General features: G+C 68.6%; 12 protein-coding genes. 6 read left to right on the forward strand and 6 right to left on the reverse strand.

Annotated features, from left to right (window positions below; all coding sequences use genetic code 11):
• Positions 1–5: 5 nt before the first annotated feature.
• Entirely contained in the window at positions 6–359 is a 354-nt protein-coding gene (locus E8A74_RS44390; RefSeq protein ID WP_136935220.1) for a hypothetical protein, read from the reverse strand.
• Positions 360–531: 172 nt separating this feature from the next.
• On the opposite strand from E8A74_RS44390, the gene E8A74_RS44395 reads away from it, so the two are divergent.
• The 3 genes from E8A74_RS44395 to E8A74_RS44405 all read left to right on the forward strand — a co-directional run bounded on the left by E8A74_RS44395 (position 532) and on the right by E8A74_RS44405 (position 6,384).
• Positions 532–1,707, forward strand: a complete 1,176-nt coding sequence (locus E8A74_RS44395) for a cytochrome-c peroxidase (RefSeq protein WP_136935221.1) — start codon at positions 532–534, stop codon at positions 1,705–1,707.
• A gap of 408 nt (positions 1,708–2,115) precedes the next feature.
• Complete coding sequence (locus E8A74_RS44400) at positions 2,116–3,564, forward strand: adenylate/guanylate cyclase domain-containing protein (RefSeq protein ID WP_136935222.1); 1,449 nt, start codon at positions 2,116–2,118, stop codon at positions 3,562–3,564.
• A 1,203-nt stretch (positions 3,565–4,767) separates the two neighbouring features.
• The gene (locus E8A74_RS44405; RefSeq protein ID WP_136935223.1) at positions 4,768–6,384 is read left to right on the forward strand and encodes a right-handed parallel beta-helix repeat-containing protein; all 1,617 of its coding nucleotides are present in this window, start codon (positions 4,768–4,770) and stop codon (positions 6,382–6,384) included.
• Between the two features lie 344 nt (positions 6,385–6,728).
• Here the strand turns inward: E8A74_RS44405 and E8A74_RS53430 are convergent, their stop codons facing one another.
• Complete coding sequence (locus tag E8A74_RS53430; RefSeq protein WP_170229854.1) at positions 6,729–7,286, reverse strand: DUF2231 domain-containing protein; 558 nt, start codon at positions 7,284–7,286, stop codon at positions 6,729–6,731.
• Between the two features lie 292 nt (positions 7,287–7,578).
• Here E8A74_RS53430 and E8A74_RS44415 point away from each other — a divergent pair, with 292 nt between their 5' ends.
• Positions 7,579–9,627 carry a monovalent cation:proton antiporter family protein gene (locus E8A74_RS44415; protein WP_136935225.1) on the forward strand — a complete coding sequence of 683 codons (2,049 nt, stop codon included), beginning with the start codon at positions 7,579–7,581 and terminating at the stop codon, positions 9,625–9,627.
• Positions 9,628–10,128: 501 nt separating this feature from the next.
• On the opposite strand, the gene E8A74_RS44420 is transcribed toward E8A74_RS44415, so the two are convergent.
• The 3 genes from E8A74_RS44420 to E8A74_RS44430 are packed head-to-tail and all read right to left on the reverse strand — an operon-like array spanning position 10,129 to position 11,998.
• Complete coding sequence (locus E8A74_RS44420) at positions 10,129–10,737, reverse strand: hypothetical protein (protein WP_136935226.1); 609 nt, start codon at positions 10,735–10,737, stop codon at positions 10,129–10,131.
• Between the two features lie 26 nt (positions 10,738–10,763).
• On the reverse strand, positions 10,764–11,366 hold the full coding sequence (locus E8A74_RS44425; RefSeq protein WP_136935227.1) for a hypothetical protein: 603 nt from the start codon (positions 11,364–11,366) through the stop codon (positions 10,764–10,766).
• A 47-nt stretch (positions 11,367–11,413) separates the two neighbouring features.
• On the reverse strand, positions 11,414–11,998 hold the full coding sequence (locus E8A74_RS44430; protein ID WP_170229855.1) for a hypothetical protein: 585 nt from the start codon (positions 11,996–11,998) through the stop codon (positions 11,414–11,416).
• A gap of 160 nt (positions 11,999–12,158) precedes the next feature.
• Here E8A74_RS44430 and E8A74_RS44435 point away from each other — a divergent pair, with 160 nt between their 5' ends.
• Together E8A74_RS44435 and E8A74_RS44440 are read left to right on the forward strand one after the other, a co-directional pair.
• Positions 12,159–12,698: a DUF4142 domain-containing protein gene (locus E8A74_RS44435; RefSeq protein WP_170229856.1), complete on the forward strand. Its 540-nt coding sequence runs from the start codon at positions 12,159–12,161 to the stop codon at positions 12,696–12,698.
• Positions 12,699–12,762: 64 nt separating this feature from the next.
• On the forward strand, positions 12,763–14,394 hold the full coding sequence (locus E8A74_RS44440) for a hypothetical protein (RefSeq protein ID WP_136935230.1): 1,632 nt from the start codon (positions 12,763–12,765) through the stop codon (positions 14,392–14,394).
• A gap of 4 nt (positions 14,395–14,398) precedes the next feature.
• On the opposite strand, the gene E8A74_RS44445 is transcribed toward E8A74_RS44440, so the two are convergent.
• Entirely contained in the window at positions 14,399–15,169 is a 771-nt protein-coding gene (locus E8A74_RS44445; protein ID WP_136935231.1) for a VOC family protein, read from the reverse strand.
• Positions 15,170–15,357: the final 188 nt, after the last annotated feature.

Genomic DNA, 15,357 nt, shown 5'->3' on the forward strand with positions numbered 1-15,357 from the left:
ACGCTTCAATCGAGCGTGATCGTGAGGGTCTGCCCGATGACGTGACACTCGTCGGACGTCACGGTGACGTTCGCGGTCTTCGTCGCCATGTCGCGCGTCGCGGTAATGACGAAGTTGCCCGCCTCCTCCACGCCACAATCGTAGCTGTTCTCCACCACCTGCTCGCAGGCCTTCGACGGTCCGCCATTCACCGTATACGTGAGGTCCGCATCGGTGACGGCCGCGCCGGTGGCATCGACGACGTCGACGGTCACGGAAATGGCCGCGATCGTGGTACAGGCGACCTCGTCGGAGCTGGAGCTACAAGCCACGAGCGGGATCAGGCAAAACGAGACGAGGGACGCGAGGAGGAGGCGCATGCCCGACGGCTTTACCGAGCGCTCGCCGGCCGGGGCAAATTCTCGGTGGAGACCAGCTTTCTCCGTTGGCACCTGATTTGCTCCGTCGCGCCGTCGAGCTTTCCCCCCTGGCGACGACGAGAGGTGCCTTGTGCGCAAGACGACGACGACTGGCTTGATCACCTTGATCTGCATGGCTGCCCTTGCCGCCTGCGAGGGCCCCGCCGCCGAGACGCCCGATCCCATCGATCCCCCGGCGACGACCGACGACGACGGCCTCGATCTCCCCGCGACCCCGTACAACTACGCCGCGATCGAGCTCCCCGCGCATTTCCAGGGCCCGCTCGCGCAGGACCAGGACAACACGCCCGCGGAAAACCCCATCACCAACGACGGCGCGACGCTCGGCCGCGTGCTCTTCTACGACACGGCCCTTTCAAAAAACGGCGCCGTCGCCTGCGCCTCCTGCCACAAGCAGAAGGACGCCTTCTCCGACACGGCGCGCCTGAGCCTCGGCTTCGAGGGCGGCGAGACCGGGCGCAACTCGATGAGCGTCGTCGATGCCCGCTTCTACCGCAACGGCCGCTTCTTCTGGGACGAGCGCGCAGCCACACTCGAAGATCAAGTCCTCCGCCCAATCCAGGATCCCGTCGAGATGGGCCTCACCCTCGACGAGCTCGTCGCGAACGTCTCGGCGCAAACCTACTACCCGAAGCTCTTCGAACAAGCCTTCGGCGACCCCACGATCACCTCGGACCGCATCTCCCGCGCCCTCGCGCAGTTCGTCCGCTCGATCGTCTCCTACCGCTCCCGCTTCGACGAGGGCATCGAAGCCGCAGGCGGCGACATCCAGGCAGCCTTCCCCACCTTCACGCCCGAGGAGAACGCAGGCAAAGCCCTCTTCCTCGGCCCCGCGGGCGGCTGCGCGGCCTGCCACCTCGACGAGGGCCCGCCCCACCCGCCGCCGCGCCGGAACAACGCGTTCTTTTACATCGCCATCCCCACGAACAACGGCCTCGACGCCACGACCGACGGCGACGACAACGGCCTCGGCGAGATCACCGGCAACCCACAAGACAACGGCCGCTTCAAGTCCCCCTCGCTCCGCAACGTGGCACTCACCGGCCCCTACATGCACGACGGCCGCTTCGAAACCCTCGACCAGGTCGTCGAGCATTACAACGCCGGCGTGAAGCCCCACCCGAACCTCGACCCACGCCTGCGCATCCAAGGCTCGACCGAGCCGCGCAAGCTAAACCTCACGCCCGACCAAAAAGCCTCCCTCGTCGCATTCCTGAAGACACTCACCGACGAGAAGCTGCTCGCCGATCCGATGTACGCAGACCCCTTCGAGAAGGACGCGCCCTGAGCCCAATGGCAAGCCGCCGCGCCGGGGCGCTGCCCCGGACCCCGCGGGGGGCTGTCCGCCCCCTCGACCCCGGACCAGCGAGGCGCTGGACCCAGGGTTGAAAAACTGCGCTGCGCGCAGTTTTTCAAACAGGCCGACGAAGAAGCCGGGGTGCCAGCCGAACCCGCAGCGCGGCTGTCTTGGTTGGCAACGCCGTTGCCGGTCTTGACCCTGGCTGTTCGATGAACTGCGCGGAGCGCAGTTCATCGACCCCGGTCCAGGCCGTGCCTGGTCCGGGTCCAGGGGTGGACAACCCCTGGTGGGGCCTGGGGCAGCGCCCCAGCGAAGCGCTTCCCCGCGCGGAGAGGGGGAAGGGGGTGAGGTTCTGACTGCTCGCCGCGCCCCGGTGAGCTGGTACGATCGGGGCGCATGACGCCCTCCGACCTTTCCCTTCGGCTCGACGTCCTTCGCGGCAAAGGCCCGTTTTCCGTGGCCACTCTCGACGACTTCGCGGCGTACATCACGAGCGCGCCGGACGAGGCCCTCTTCCGCATGAGCCCCCTCCGGTACGCTGCGAGCCACGGCCTCGACGAGCAAGAGGGCATCGAGCTTTTCCTCCACGCGACGCACGTCGGCATCCTCGATTTCGCGTGGGGCATGCTTTGCCCCGGCTGCATGGCCTTCCTCACGACCGCCGGCGGATTGCGCTCGCTCGAAGCGCAGCACTGCAACTTCTGCAACCTGAACCTCGAGGGCACCCTCGACGACCGCATCGAGGTTGCCTTCACCGTGGCCCCTTCCGTGCGCCGCATCCGCTTCCACGCCCCTGACACCGTCGACCCACGAGAAGACGCCATCCGGCTTTACTTCTCGTCGAGCGTCGCCCCTGCCTCACGCCCACACCGCGCGCTCGGCGAGGGCATCCTCGCCGCAGGCCGCGTACGCCCAGGCGAGGCCCACACGGCGACCCTCCACTTCGCCGAACCCGGGCAATTCGTCCTGCTCGCCCCTGCAGGCCACATCGCCGTCTACGTCCACGTGAAGGAAGGCAGCCCGCGCGAAGCCTCCTTCGACCTCCTCGACGGCCGCGCCATCCCGCACCGCGTCGACGTCGGCCCCGGGCCCGTCGAGCTCCGCATGTTGAACCGCACCACGCACGCCGTCGGATACTTCGTCTCCCCCGTCGGCGGCACCTGGCCCGATCCCGCCGCGCCCGGCAAACCCCTCACGCACCCGCTCCTGCCCTACCTGACAGGGGCGCGGCTCGTCTCCTCGCAGTCCTTCCGCGACCTCTTCCGCGCCGAGAGCATCCCCTCCGAAGGCGGACTCGAGCTGAAGCGCGTCACCGTCCTCTTCACCGACCTGACCGGCTCCACAGCCCTCTACGAGCGTGTAGGCGACCTCCGCGCCTACGACCTCGTCCGCAAACATTTCTCCGTCCTCCGCGCGATCGCCGCAGCCCAAGGCGGCGCCATCGTGAAAACCATCGGCGACGCCGTCATGGCGAGCTTCGCCGAGCCCATCCACGCCATGCGCGCCGCCATCCTCATGAACCGCGCCATCGCCGATCTCAAAGAAGCAGACCTCCTGCTCAAGATCGGCCTGCACACAGGCCCCTGCATCGCCGTCGAGCTGAACGAGCGGCTCGACTATTTCGGCCGGACCGTGAACATCGCAGCCCGCGTCCAAGGCCTCGCGCGTGCCGGAGAAATCGTCTGCACGAGCGAGGTGTTCGACGCCCCCAGCGTCGCCCCCGCCGTGAACGCCGCCGAGCTCATCGCCACCCGCGGAGCCGCGCCCCTCAAAGGCATCACAGGCGAAGTCCCCGTCGTCCGGATGGTCCGAGCCGGCGCAGAGGCGCCTCTGTCCATCGCGTAGGCGCGGAGCTGGGGCGTTGCCCCAGGCCCCAGCAGGGGCTGTCCGCCCCTGCACCCGGACCAGCGAGGCGCTGGACCCAGGGTCGATGGGGAGACCGCCGCCGAGGGGGACCGGCCCTTTTCCTCCCACGGCCGATGGCAAGACAGGCGACGGGCGTGCCAGGCAAGGCCGCGGTGCTGCGGGGTCGACGGGCAGCGGTGTACGTGGGCGGCTTGAAACGCGCCTGGACAGACGATAGCGGCCCTCGACGGCGGATGTTCCGCGCCGCCACGAGCCACGTCGCCGTCGCAGGACATCGGGCACGAAGGCCGAAGGAGGCGCCTCGACGGGGCAGGGGAGGTGTCTTGCGGTCGGACACGTGACGAGGCGTGTTCCCAGGGGAAGGTGGAGCCTCGAGACAAGGATCGGCGGCGGTCGACGGTCCTTGTCGAGCGGCCGAACACGGACCGTCGATCGTCGATGGAGCTTGTCCCGGAGGGACGATCGACCCGTGTCGAGGCCCACGTCAGGCGTTCGGCCGCGTCCCTCGGGCCGTCGTCCGGCGGAGGCATCCGTCGCGCCGCCGAACAAGCGCCGTCGACGCTCGAGGGCACGTGTTCAGCCTCATTCCACGCATCGTCTCCTCCTTACCACCGCGTGGCGGAGACTTTGTGAGGTCCGGACGTCCCGTGTGGCCGGTTGAAATCGCGCAGCACATCGACCCCGCGTCGAGCGCTTTCGCTTGTCCCCGGGGCGGACAGGGAACGGATACGGGCCTCGCCCCTCGGATGGAGGTTCCAGCCTCCATCCCTGGAGGCGCGGACCTCCATCCGAGGCGTCGAGCCTTCTTCGAGGCGACCCCCGGCCCCTTGTCCCGCCGCCTGCCGCGCTGACGTTTCGACCGGCAACGTGTCCCACCGGCCTGTGGGAAGAACTGCGCATCGCGCAGTTCTTCCCCAAAGGGTCCAGGGCTGGCCCTGGTTCGGGTCGAGGGGCGAACAGCCCCCGCGGGGCCCGGGGCAGCGCCCCGGCGCGGCGGCTCCCCGAGGACACCAATGCTCCGTTCCGTGGGCGCGCGGGACCTCATCCCGCGGCAAGAGTGAAATCTTCGTGGGTGGCCGCAATCGAACCTTCCAGCACTCGGCGGATGGGGGAAAGACCATTTATGTGCCGCGCCCCTCGGGCACCTTGTTTCGTCGCCGTTGAACCCGTTACCCTGTGGGTATGCCCTCCTTGAAACACGCCCGCACCTCGCTCGCCCTCTCGGCCTGCACGGCCCTCTCGCTCCTGATCCTCGATCCAGCCTCCGCGTCGGCCGCCGATTGCGGCTGCAATCACGAGATCACGCCCGGTACCTGGTCCGTGAACGGCACCGAGCTCGGCGTCAAACCCGGCGACGTCGTCTGCGTCATGGCCGGAGATTACGAGTACATCCGCTTCCGCGAGATCCGCGGCACGGAGGAGGCGCCCGTCGTCGTGAAGAACTGCGGCGGCGTCGTCAACGTGCGCAACCTCGATCGTGCCTACTCCGTCGATTTCCAGGGTAGCTCCCATCATTTTCATCTCACCGGAACCGGCGAAGCCGGCGTCGAGTACGGCTTCCGGGTCAGCGCGCCGGACAAGGAGCCCTATCCGGGCGTGGGCCTCTGGTTCCTCGACAAGAGCACCGACTACGAGGTCGATCACATCGAGGTTTACGACACCGGCTTCGCGGGCGTCATGTCGAAGACCGACCCCCTCTGCGACGGCAGCGCCGATCAAGACAAGTTCATCCAGAAGAACGTGCACCTGCACCACCTCTGGGTCCACGACACCGGCGGCGAAGGGTTTTACGTGGGCAGCACCCAGGGCGCCGGCCACACCATCACCTGCAATGGCCAGCAGGAGGTGCGCATGCCGCATTTCCTGGAGGGCATCGAGATCGACCACTGCCTCGTGGAAGACACGGGCTGGGACGGCGCGCAGGTCGGCATGGCCCACGAGGGATGCAGCGTCCACGACAACATCATCCGTCGCGTCGGCGGCGAAATGGTGCAATACCAATGGATGGGCCTGCAGATCGGGGGCCCCTCGAAGTGCGACATCCGCCGGAACATCATCTCCGACGGCCCGGTGAACGGCATCTTCGTCTTCGGCGCGAACGACACCACCGTCGCCGACAACGTCGTCCTGCGCTTCGGCGAGACGAACATTTACGCGAACATTCAAAACAACCCGGGCCCCGTGTCCTATCGCATCGCCCACAACACGCTGGTCGGCTTCGGCAAGGCCGCGGTGCAGGTCTTCGGCGACAAGATCGAGGGCGCATTCGCGTACAACAACCTCGTCGTGGGGCCGACCTCGGCCATCGGCGCAGGCAACGACGTGGGCTGGAAGGCCGAGGGCAACCTCTTCGTGCCCACCGTCGCCGAGGCCGGCTTCGTCGCGCCCGACGCGGACGATTACCACCTCACGGAGAACTCGCCCGCGCGCGGCGCCGGCATCGACCACAGCGCCGACGGCTTCACCGCGGACCTCGACGGATATCTCCGCGCCAAACCCCCCGCGGTGGGCGCCTACGAGTTCGTCATGGATTCGCCCACGGGCGGCGTGGGCGGCGGTTCGACGAGCAGCTCGGGCCCGGGCGCAGGCGGCGGAGGCGGCGCGGGCGCATCCGGCAGCGGCGCAGGCGCGTCCGGCGGCGCGGGCGGCGCGTCGGCGGACGATCCCGGATCCGAGAGCGGCTGCGGCTGCCGCGTGGCCGGAACGACGGACCCCACGGGCAAAGTTGGTGGCCTCTTCCTCGTGGCTGGTGCCTTCCTGGCGACCGGCATGCGCCGTCGTCGGCGCGCCGCGCGCTGAACCGCAGGCCGCGCGCCGGGGCGCTGCCCCGGTCCCCGCGGGGGGCTGTCCGCCCCCTCGACCCCGGACCAGCGAGGCGCTGGACCCAGGGTTGAAAAACTGCGCGGTGCGCAGTTTTTCAAACAGGCCGGCGAAGAAGCCGGGGTGCCCGCCGAACCCGCAGCGCGGCTGTCTTTGGTGGGCAACGCCGTTGCCGGTCTTGACCGGGCCTGTTCGATGAACTGCGCGGAGCGCAGTTCATCGAGCGTGGGTCCAGCCCCTGGCTGGTCCGGGTGCAGGGGCGGACAGCCCCTGCGGGGGCCTGGGGCAACGCCCCAGCGAAGCGGCTCGGGGGCCGCTCGCGGCTACCTGTCCGTATTGCCTCGATCTTCCGAAATGCGCCCGACGCCTGCGCCGTAATGGAACGCGAGTTCTCCGCCGAGCCAGGCGCCGACGCCGAGGACCACGAAGCCGAGCGCGGAAAGCACCATTCCCGCGCCGCGGAGCTCCATCCCTCGCAGGATCACCGATCCCACCATGAGCTTCGTGCTTGCCACGTTCGACGCTGCGTGCACGAAGGCCACGCGCCGCGAGGTTCCTTCGAGGTAGCTCCACTCCGTCAGCCCCGTGAGCACCGCGGGCACGGCGGCCACGAGCCCGATCGTGAAGGCGAGATCCGCTCCGCGCGCGGCCCAGGTGCAGCCGAACAGCGTCGCGGCGTCGAGGACGAGGCCCGTCGTGAAGGCTCCGATCGGCAGGGGGATCAGCGCCGGATGCAGCGGATGCCCGAGCCACGATCCATCGAGCGCCCTTCGCACGCGTGGGTGCCGCGCGAGGAAACCACGCAAAGGCGCGTGAAACACATCGACGATTTCATCGAGCGGGAGCCGCTCGACGACACGCAGCAGCCATGGTGCTCTCATGTTGCCTCCCCGCAATGCGGCGGAAGCAACGCCCGGGCCGCTCGGCCCCCGGGTCGTCCCTCTGGAATCGACGGCGCGCCGGGAGAACCCCGAAAAGCGATGTTCAGGCGGAAGGCGCGCGGAGAGCCCGTTCTTCCTCGCCCGCAACCGCGACGAGATCCGTGAGGCGCCGCGCCCGATCTCTGGCTCGGCCCGCGAAGCGGCTTGCTTCGGTCCGCGGAAGGGGAGACGATCGCGCGCGCCGTTCGTTTGTCGTCCAAACAACCCAGTTCGACGTGACCTCTTAACACCGATGGGCCACATCCCGCTCCTCGACGAGATCGCCGTCATCGCGGCGCTCGGCGTCCTCGTGACCGTCGTCCTCTCGCGCCTCTCGCTCCCCACGGTCGCGGGGCTGCTCTTCTCGGGCGCGCTCGTGGGGCCGTTTGGCTTCAAGCTCGTGCGCTCGATCCACGCGATCGAGATCCTCGCCGAGATCGGCGTGGTCCTCCTGCTCTTCACGATCGGCCTCGAGTTCTCGCTCGCGCGGCTGAAGAGCATCTTCCGCCAGGTCGCCCTCGGCGGGATCATCCAGGTCGGCCTCACCACGGCCGTCGTCGCGTGTGTCGCCATCGCCCTCGGGCAGCCGACCAGGCGCAGCGTCTTCTACGGCTTCGTCTTCGCGCTCTCCAGCACGGCGATCGTCCTGCGCGCCCTGGCCGAGCGGCGCGAGCTCGACGCGCCCCACGGCCGCTTCATCGTCGGCACCTTGATCTTCCAGGATCTCTGCGTCGTCCCGATGGTCCTCGTCGTCCCGATGCTCGGCGAGGGCTCCGCGGGCACGAACATGGCGAAGGACATCAGCCTCGCGCTCGGCAAGGCCACGGCCGTCGTCGTCGCGACCATCGTCGTCGCGCGCCTCGTCGTCCCGCGGGCGCTGCGCTGGGTCGCGGCGAGCCGCAGCCGCGAGGTCTTCCTCCTCGCCGTCCTCGCGCTCTGCGTCGGCACCGCGTGGCTCACGTCGCTCGCTGGCCTCTCGCTCGCGCTCGGCGCCTTCCTTGGCGGCATGGTCGTCGCCGACACCGAGTACGGCCACCGCGCCATGGGCGACATGCTCCCGCTGCGCGACGCCTTCGTGAGCGTCTTTTTCGTCTCGCTCGGCATGCTCTTCGACCCGCGGATCGTCCTCGAACGGCCGCTCCTCGTGCTCCTCCTGCTCGGCGGCTTCTTCGTCGCCAAGGGCTTGCTCGCGACCATCGCCGCGATCGCCATGCGCTTCCCGGCGCGCGTCGCCTGGCTCGCGGGCGTGGGGCTCGCGCAGTTCGGCGAGTTCGGGTTCGTCCTCGCGCGCCTTGGCGAGAGCGCGGGCGTCGTCGACGCGAACGCCACGCGCCCGCTCCTCGCGGCCGGCATCGCCAGCATGTTCTTCACGCCCGTCTTCGTGCGCGTCGCGCCGCATGTCACCGCCGGCCAGCGCTTGCTCGCGCCGCTCGAACGGCTCATCGGCGTGCGCAGCATCGACGAGGCGGACGCGGGCGAGGTGCACGGGATCGCCGATCACGTGGTCATCGTGGGCTACGGCGTCGCGGGCAAGCTCGTGGCGCGCGCGCTCGAAGCGTGCGGCGTCTCGTACGTGGTGCTCGAGCTGAACGCCGAGACGGTCCGCGCCGCGCGTTCAGCGGCCCAGCCCGTGTACTACGGCGACGCGACGAGCGAAGAGGCCCTCGGCCACGCCCACCTGGAGAAGGCGCGCGCGCTTCTTTTGCTCATGAACGATCCGCAGGCCGCGCAGCGCGTGGTGGACACGGCCAAGCGCGTCGCGCCCGACGTGCCGATCCTCATGCGGGCCCATTACCTCCTGGAGAAACCTGCGCTCTTGCGCATGGGCGCGACGGACGTGGTGGCCGAGGAGGTCGAGGGCGGCGTCGAGATCCTCGCGCGGCTCCTTCGCTGGCTCGACGTGCCGCGCAACGTGATCGACGATCGCGTGGACGAGGCGCGCGCGACCACGCAGACGACCGAGCGCACGCACAAGGTCCCGCGGCGCGCGCTCGGCGAGCACGGGGATCTCGCCGAGCTCAAGATCGAGAGCGCCTCCGTGACCGCGGCGAGCGCGGCTGTCGGGCGCTCGGCGGCGTCGCTCGGCGTGCGCCGCAGGACCGGGGCGCTCATCGTCGCGGTGCGTCGCGGCGAGAAGCTCCTCGAACAGATGGACCCCCAAAAACCGTTCGAGCTCGGCGACATCGTGTACCTCGCGGGATCCGTGGGCTCGGTGCAGAAGGCCGTCGACCTCGTGAGCCGACCGCTCGCCGAGGGCGAAGCGCCGCCGGTCAGCGAGATCCTGCCGACCTCCCGCGGCTGACGCGGCCGCGCGCCCCGGCGAGCGCCTGAGCATGGGTCTCATCTGGATGCCGTTTCGCTGGGGCGTTGCCCCAGGCCCCAGCAGGGGCTGTCCGCCCCTGCACCTGGACCAGCCAGGGGCTGGACCCAAGCTCGATGAACTGCGCGATGCGCAGTTCATCGAACAGGCCCCGGTCAAGACCAGCAGCGGCGTTGCCGATCACGACAGCCGCGCTGTGGGTTCGGCTGGCGACCCGGGTTGTTCGTCGGCCTGTTTGAAAAACTGCGCGTAGCGCAGTTTTTCAACCCTGGGTCCAGCCCCTGGCTGGTCCGGGGTCGAGGGGGCGGACAGCCCCCCGCGGGGCCCGGGGCAACGCCCCGGCGCGGCGGTTTGCGATGAGACCCATGCTCAGGGCAAGCGCGGGGGGGCTGCCCCGGCTGCGCCGAGGCCTCCCCCCCCGAACCCGAAGAGCGGCACGACCAAGATACCCAAGGCCCACTTCATTGAAGCTGCTCCTCGTTTTTACTGGCGATAGGCGCACACGCTGTCCCGCGATTGCGACCACGTCGCGCGGAACATGCCCTGCGTGTAGGGCCTGCACGACCCGAAGAGCCCCTGGTACGACGGCGTGACGCTCGAGAACTCGCTCCTGCAGCACGCCTGCGCCGTCGATCCGCAGAAGCCCATGGGCCGCTGCACCAGGAAATTCGTCAGACGCACCCCGCCGAGGCAGATCGAGAGATCACAGTACAGCTTGCCCATGATCCACCCGACGAGCTCGCCCTCCTCGCAACACTCGATCGCGCAGAGCCCCCATACCTCGTCGACCTGCTCCACGGCGCCCGCGAGCGTGCCGACGGTCCGACAGACGACGTAATCGTCGGATCCGGGCGGCAGGCTGACGTTCTGCAAGGTCTCCATGACCACGGACGAGAACCTCTCCAGGTTCCCGCACGAGGCCACCGAGTTCCACGCCTGCTGCACGAGGCTCTTGCCGGACTGCAGGCCCGACTCGAAGGCCCGCGCCTCGCGCGCCGCGCTGCACCCGAGCGGCGCGCTTTGCGCCATGGCCGGGCCGGAGAGCCCGAGCCCCACCAGCAACACCCCGAACATGGAAGCTTTGCCTTTCATCGGAAACCTCCTTTTCCCCTCCGGATTCACGGGGCGGGGTTGTAGACGCATTGGTTGTTCCGCGTCTGGTTCCACACCGGCGTGAAGGGATCCCTCGTGAACGGCCCGCACATGGGATAATTCGACGTGTACCCGATGAACTCGGCGTCACACCCGATCTGGAAGGCAAGACCACACGTCCGCACCGGCAGCCGGATGATGTCCGCCGCGAAGCCGAGGCCCCCGAGGCTGATCGACAGGTCGCAATAAAGCTTTCCGCCGATCCGCGCCATGAGTTCGCCTTCCTTCCGGCACTCCCAGTCGCAGCGATTCCAGGTGTGATCGACCACCTCCTCGGCGCCTTGCACGATCCCGGCCACGCGGCAGAGCACGTAATCGCTCGACTCTCGCGGGATGTCGATGCTGTCCAGGTTGTTCATCACGAGGTCGGCGAACCGCTCGACCTGATCACAATCGTTCACCGCGTTCCAGGCCGACTCCACGAGGCTCGCGCCGGACCGCACTCCTGCGTCGAAGGCCCGCCGCTCGCGCGGCTGCCTGCAGCGCGCGGGCGGCATCACCGCGAGCGCTTCGCCCGCGAAGCAAAGCCCGACCAGAAACACGCCCAGCGATACGGTGTTCAGCTTCATGACCTCCCCCTCTCTCCCTCGTCCACGGAAATTCCGCGCGCCCCCCTTCACCGGGTCGGGCAGATCTGCGCCTCGATCACGTCCAGAAACCGCGTGTACACCCGTACTTGCATCCCGAGGATCTCGCGCTCCGCGCTCTCGACCTCCTGCCTGCATGTGCGCGGATCGAGCGCCCCGAGAAATGCGTAATCGATGTCGAACACGGTCCGCGTGCTCGGCAGGCTGATGACGCTCCCGCCGGTGCCGAGCATGGCGACGAAGGTCGCCACGGCGATCCGGGAGATCGTCCCCAGCGAGGGAGCCTGAAAAGCCGGGCCACTACAGCGCGCGTAATCACGCTGCAGCCGGTCGACGGCGTTCGCGTAGATCCCCTCGTAATAACAGCGCTTGAGGTCGGCGCTCCCGGTCCAGGTCGCGGTGAGGTTTTGCAGGGCGGCCACGAGGGAGGCCTCCGCCCCCGGGAGCATGGAGGCATTGCAATTCACGCGGGCCATGACCTGGCCGACGGCCACTTCGCTGATGTTCTGGCCGTAGTTCCGCGCATCCATGCACGTCTCGAAGGGCTCTGCGAGCCCCATCGCGGAGACTGCCGTCAATGCCGCCGCCGTGGCGACGCCCACGAGGTTCTTCATGACCATCCTCCGATCCGCCGTCCCGATTGCAGGCCTCATGCCCGGAACGCTGCGCGGATGGGTTCCACAAGCCTTCCGGACGCGCACCGGGCGTCGCAGGTTTCAGCCAGGACAGCCAAATGGGCTTTCACCCAAAGGCGGAAGGGAAGGGGATGTGATCATGAAGAAGGGATTCGTGGCCGCCGCGCTCGTGGCGATGGGGATGTCGTCCGTGCCGGCGCGGGCGGAGACGCCGGACGAGGAAGCGACGGCCGAATTGGCTGTCGTGCACGACGACGCGAAATTCGTGGGGGAGGCGGCGAAGAGCAATCTCTGGTCGGTGAGGTCCGCGCGGCTCGCCGTGCTGCTCGCGCGAAACGCCAAGGTCGAGGCGCTCGCGCTGCAGGAGATCGCCGAGCACGTCCAGGTGACCGAGGGGATCGAGGCGCTCGCGGGAAAGCTCGGCGTTCCCATGCCGACGCAGTTCGATCCGGTGATCGGGGGCCTCTTCCGTCGTCTGGCGAGCCTCCGGGGAAATCGATTCGATCGGGTCTACCTGCACACGGTCATCGAGGCGCATCGGTTCGACGTGGAGATCCTGTCGCAGGCGCTCGCCTCGCAGGACGCGGACGTGAAGGCATTCGCGGAGAAGAACCTGCCCGTTCTGCGGGGGCACCTCGAGGCGGCGCAGGAGATCCTCCGGACGTTGCCCAGCGAATGAAACACGAAGGCAGAGCACGAAACACGTGACGGCGCGCCCCGCGCGCGGCTACCCTCGTCGGCCGATGGAGACGAGGCGTATGCATCGGCAGGGAACATGGATCACGGCGCGTCGCGGCGCGCGCGCAGCGCTGCTCGCCGCGACGCTCGCCGCGGGCTGCGCGGGGCCGGCGAACGAAAAACCTCCGGCCTCGGCGAGCGCGCCGCCCCGCGCCGGGGCCTCCGCGTCCCAAGCGCCCGCGCAGGTGCTCCTGCGCGAGGAGGTCGTGCCGGGAAAACTCGCGGTCACGGTGTATTCGCATTCGCTCGTGACGCCCGACGGCGCGCTGCACTTCTGGACCTACGTGAGCGAGGGCCTCTGGCCGCTCGGACAACGCGAGATCCGCTTCTCCATCAAGCGGGAGCCCGGCGATGCGGAAGGCGCTTTCGACCGCGAGCTCTTCAAGCTCTACGGGCTCATCTACGAGCTGGCGCAGCAGGGGCAGCTCGTCGACGTCCACGGCCGGTCCTTGCTCGCCGGCCCGCCGCTCCTCGGGCGTGACGACTTCCATTGCATCATCTATGGCCCGCCGCAGCCCGTGGAGGGAATCACGGCCACCGCGCCGTTCCTCACGGCCGTGATCGTCACGACCGAGGAGGAGGAGGTCGGGGGGAAGGCCGGTTATGCGCGCATCCTGGCGCGGCTCGGCGCCGAGGCGAGGTTTTATCCGACCCCGTTCTGGACCGACCGGAAGCGCGCTTCCGTGGCTCGGCCCGGGGAGGTCGACAAGACCTTGATCACGCGGACCTCGCGGCAGCATCTGCGCGGCGTGTCCGTGCGCCTGGAGCGAAAGGGCGGCCTCGCGAACGTCTCCAAGACGGAGAGCTTTTTCCTTCCGGGCGATCGTATCGTCCTCGGCGTGCTTCCCCGCGGCGAAGGCGGTTTGAAGGAGGCCGCGGCGGCGAAGGGGAACGAGGACGGGCTCGTCATGCTCCTCGAAATGGATCCGAGGGCGGGCACGGGCCTCTTCTGGTATCCGGGACAAACGACCGCCTCCGCGATCGCTTCCCCGGCGGCGGGGAGTGAGCGGCTCACGGGCAACTTCTTGATCCTCACCGGCAAGAAGGAGGCGAACGAGGCCGGGGTGGCCGAGGACGGGTTCGTCATGATCTTCCCGGACGCCACGTGGAAGCGGATCCGCGAAGCGCTCCGCTCGGGCAACGAGATCACGATTCCGGGGCAGGGGGAGATGCCGGCGTTTGCCGTGGAGCACGTCCCGACGACCTACGAGAATCCCATCGACGGAAAGCGATACGAAGCCGAAGGGGGCTGGGACACGGCCCGACCCCAGGGCGACGGTACGGCGCCGAAGCGAAGTGGGCAGGTCGATGCGACGGTCGTTCTCCTGACGAGCGAGCAGGAGATCGAGCAACGGACCACGGTGGACGACGCGGCCGCGGTCATCAAGCAGATCATCACGATCGTCGAGGCGCAGGTGGGCACGTCGAAGGGGCCGGGCAGCGACCTGCTCGTCGAATGCGAGCTTTTGCCCGGCAAGAAGAAGAAATTCGAGATGGCCCAGCGGCCGGACGTGGATCAGCCGTTCGCGCAGGCCATCTACGAGAAACTCGAGAAGATCGTGGTCCCGGACGTGAAAGGCCCCGTGAAGTTCCAGGTGGTCTTCAAGATCCGGGGCGGCAGCAACCCGGGACGCTGACGGGTCAGCGGCGCTTTTCCTCGTACACCGAGAACAGCGCGCCTTGCGGGTCGCTGAGCACGGCGAACCTGCCCCCGCTGCCGATGTCCTTCGGCGGGATGTAGACCTTGCCGCCGAGCTCACGCACCTTGGCCACCGTGGCGTCCGCGTTCTCGACCGTGAAATACGAGCTCCAGTTCGGCGGCACCGGGCCCCAGCTCGGGTCGATCTTCAAGACCCCGCCCACGTGCTCGCCGTTCACGATCCACTCCCCGTACGTCGCGTCGCCGCCGGTCGACCAGCCGAAGAGCGCCGCGTAAAACGCTTTTGCTTTCTCCGGATCCGTGGTCTGCAGCTCGAACCAGCTCGGCGCGCCCGGCTCGCCCCACAAGGTCGCGCCGATGTGCTTTCGTGGTTGCCAGAGAAAAAACACGGCGCCCGTGGGATCGGCGAGGATCGCCATACGCCCGGAATCCATCACGTCGAACGCGGGCGCGTGCAGGGTCGCTCCGAGCGAGACGGCCTTGGCGGAGACGGCCTCGGCGTCGTCCACGGAGATGTACACGTTCCAGTGCGGCGGGATCCCGCGCGACGTCTCCTCGGGCGGTTGCCCGCCGAGCCCCGCCACGTCGTGCTCGCGCGTCTGGAACATCGTGTAGGTGCCGCCGGGGTACGACGAGGCCTGGGCCCTCCAGCCGAACAGCGTCGTGTAAAAGGCCTTGGCCGCCTCGGGATCCGTGGTCATCAGGTCCGTCCAGCAAAACTGGCCGGGTGCGTACGAGCTCTTCACCGTCATGGATTCCTCCCTTCGTGTCGGGCGCCATTCTACACGGCGAGGCCGCCATGTCACCCGAAGAGTTTGGCGCCGCGAAACAGCCGAGGCCGCTCATGGAGGGTTCGAGGCCGAGGCCGTCGTGCACACGGGCTCCCGCATCGCTTGACATGCGCCTCGGCGCTCCCGTCTACTCGAAGCGCGGCATTCCC

It is taken from the genome of Polyangium fumosum (assembly GCF_005144585.1).
GTDB lineage: Bacteria > Myxococcota_A > Polyangia > Polyangiales > Polyangiaceae > Polyangium > Polyangium fumosum.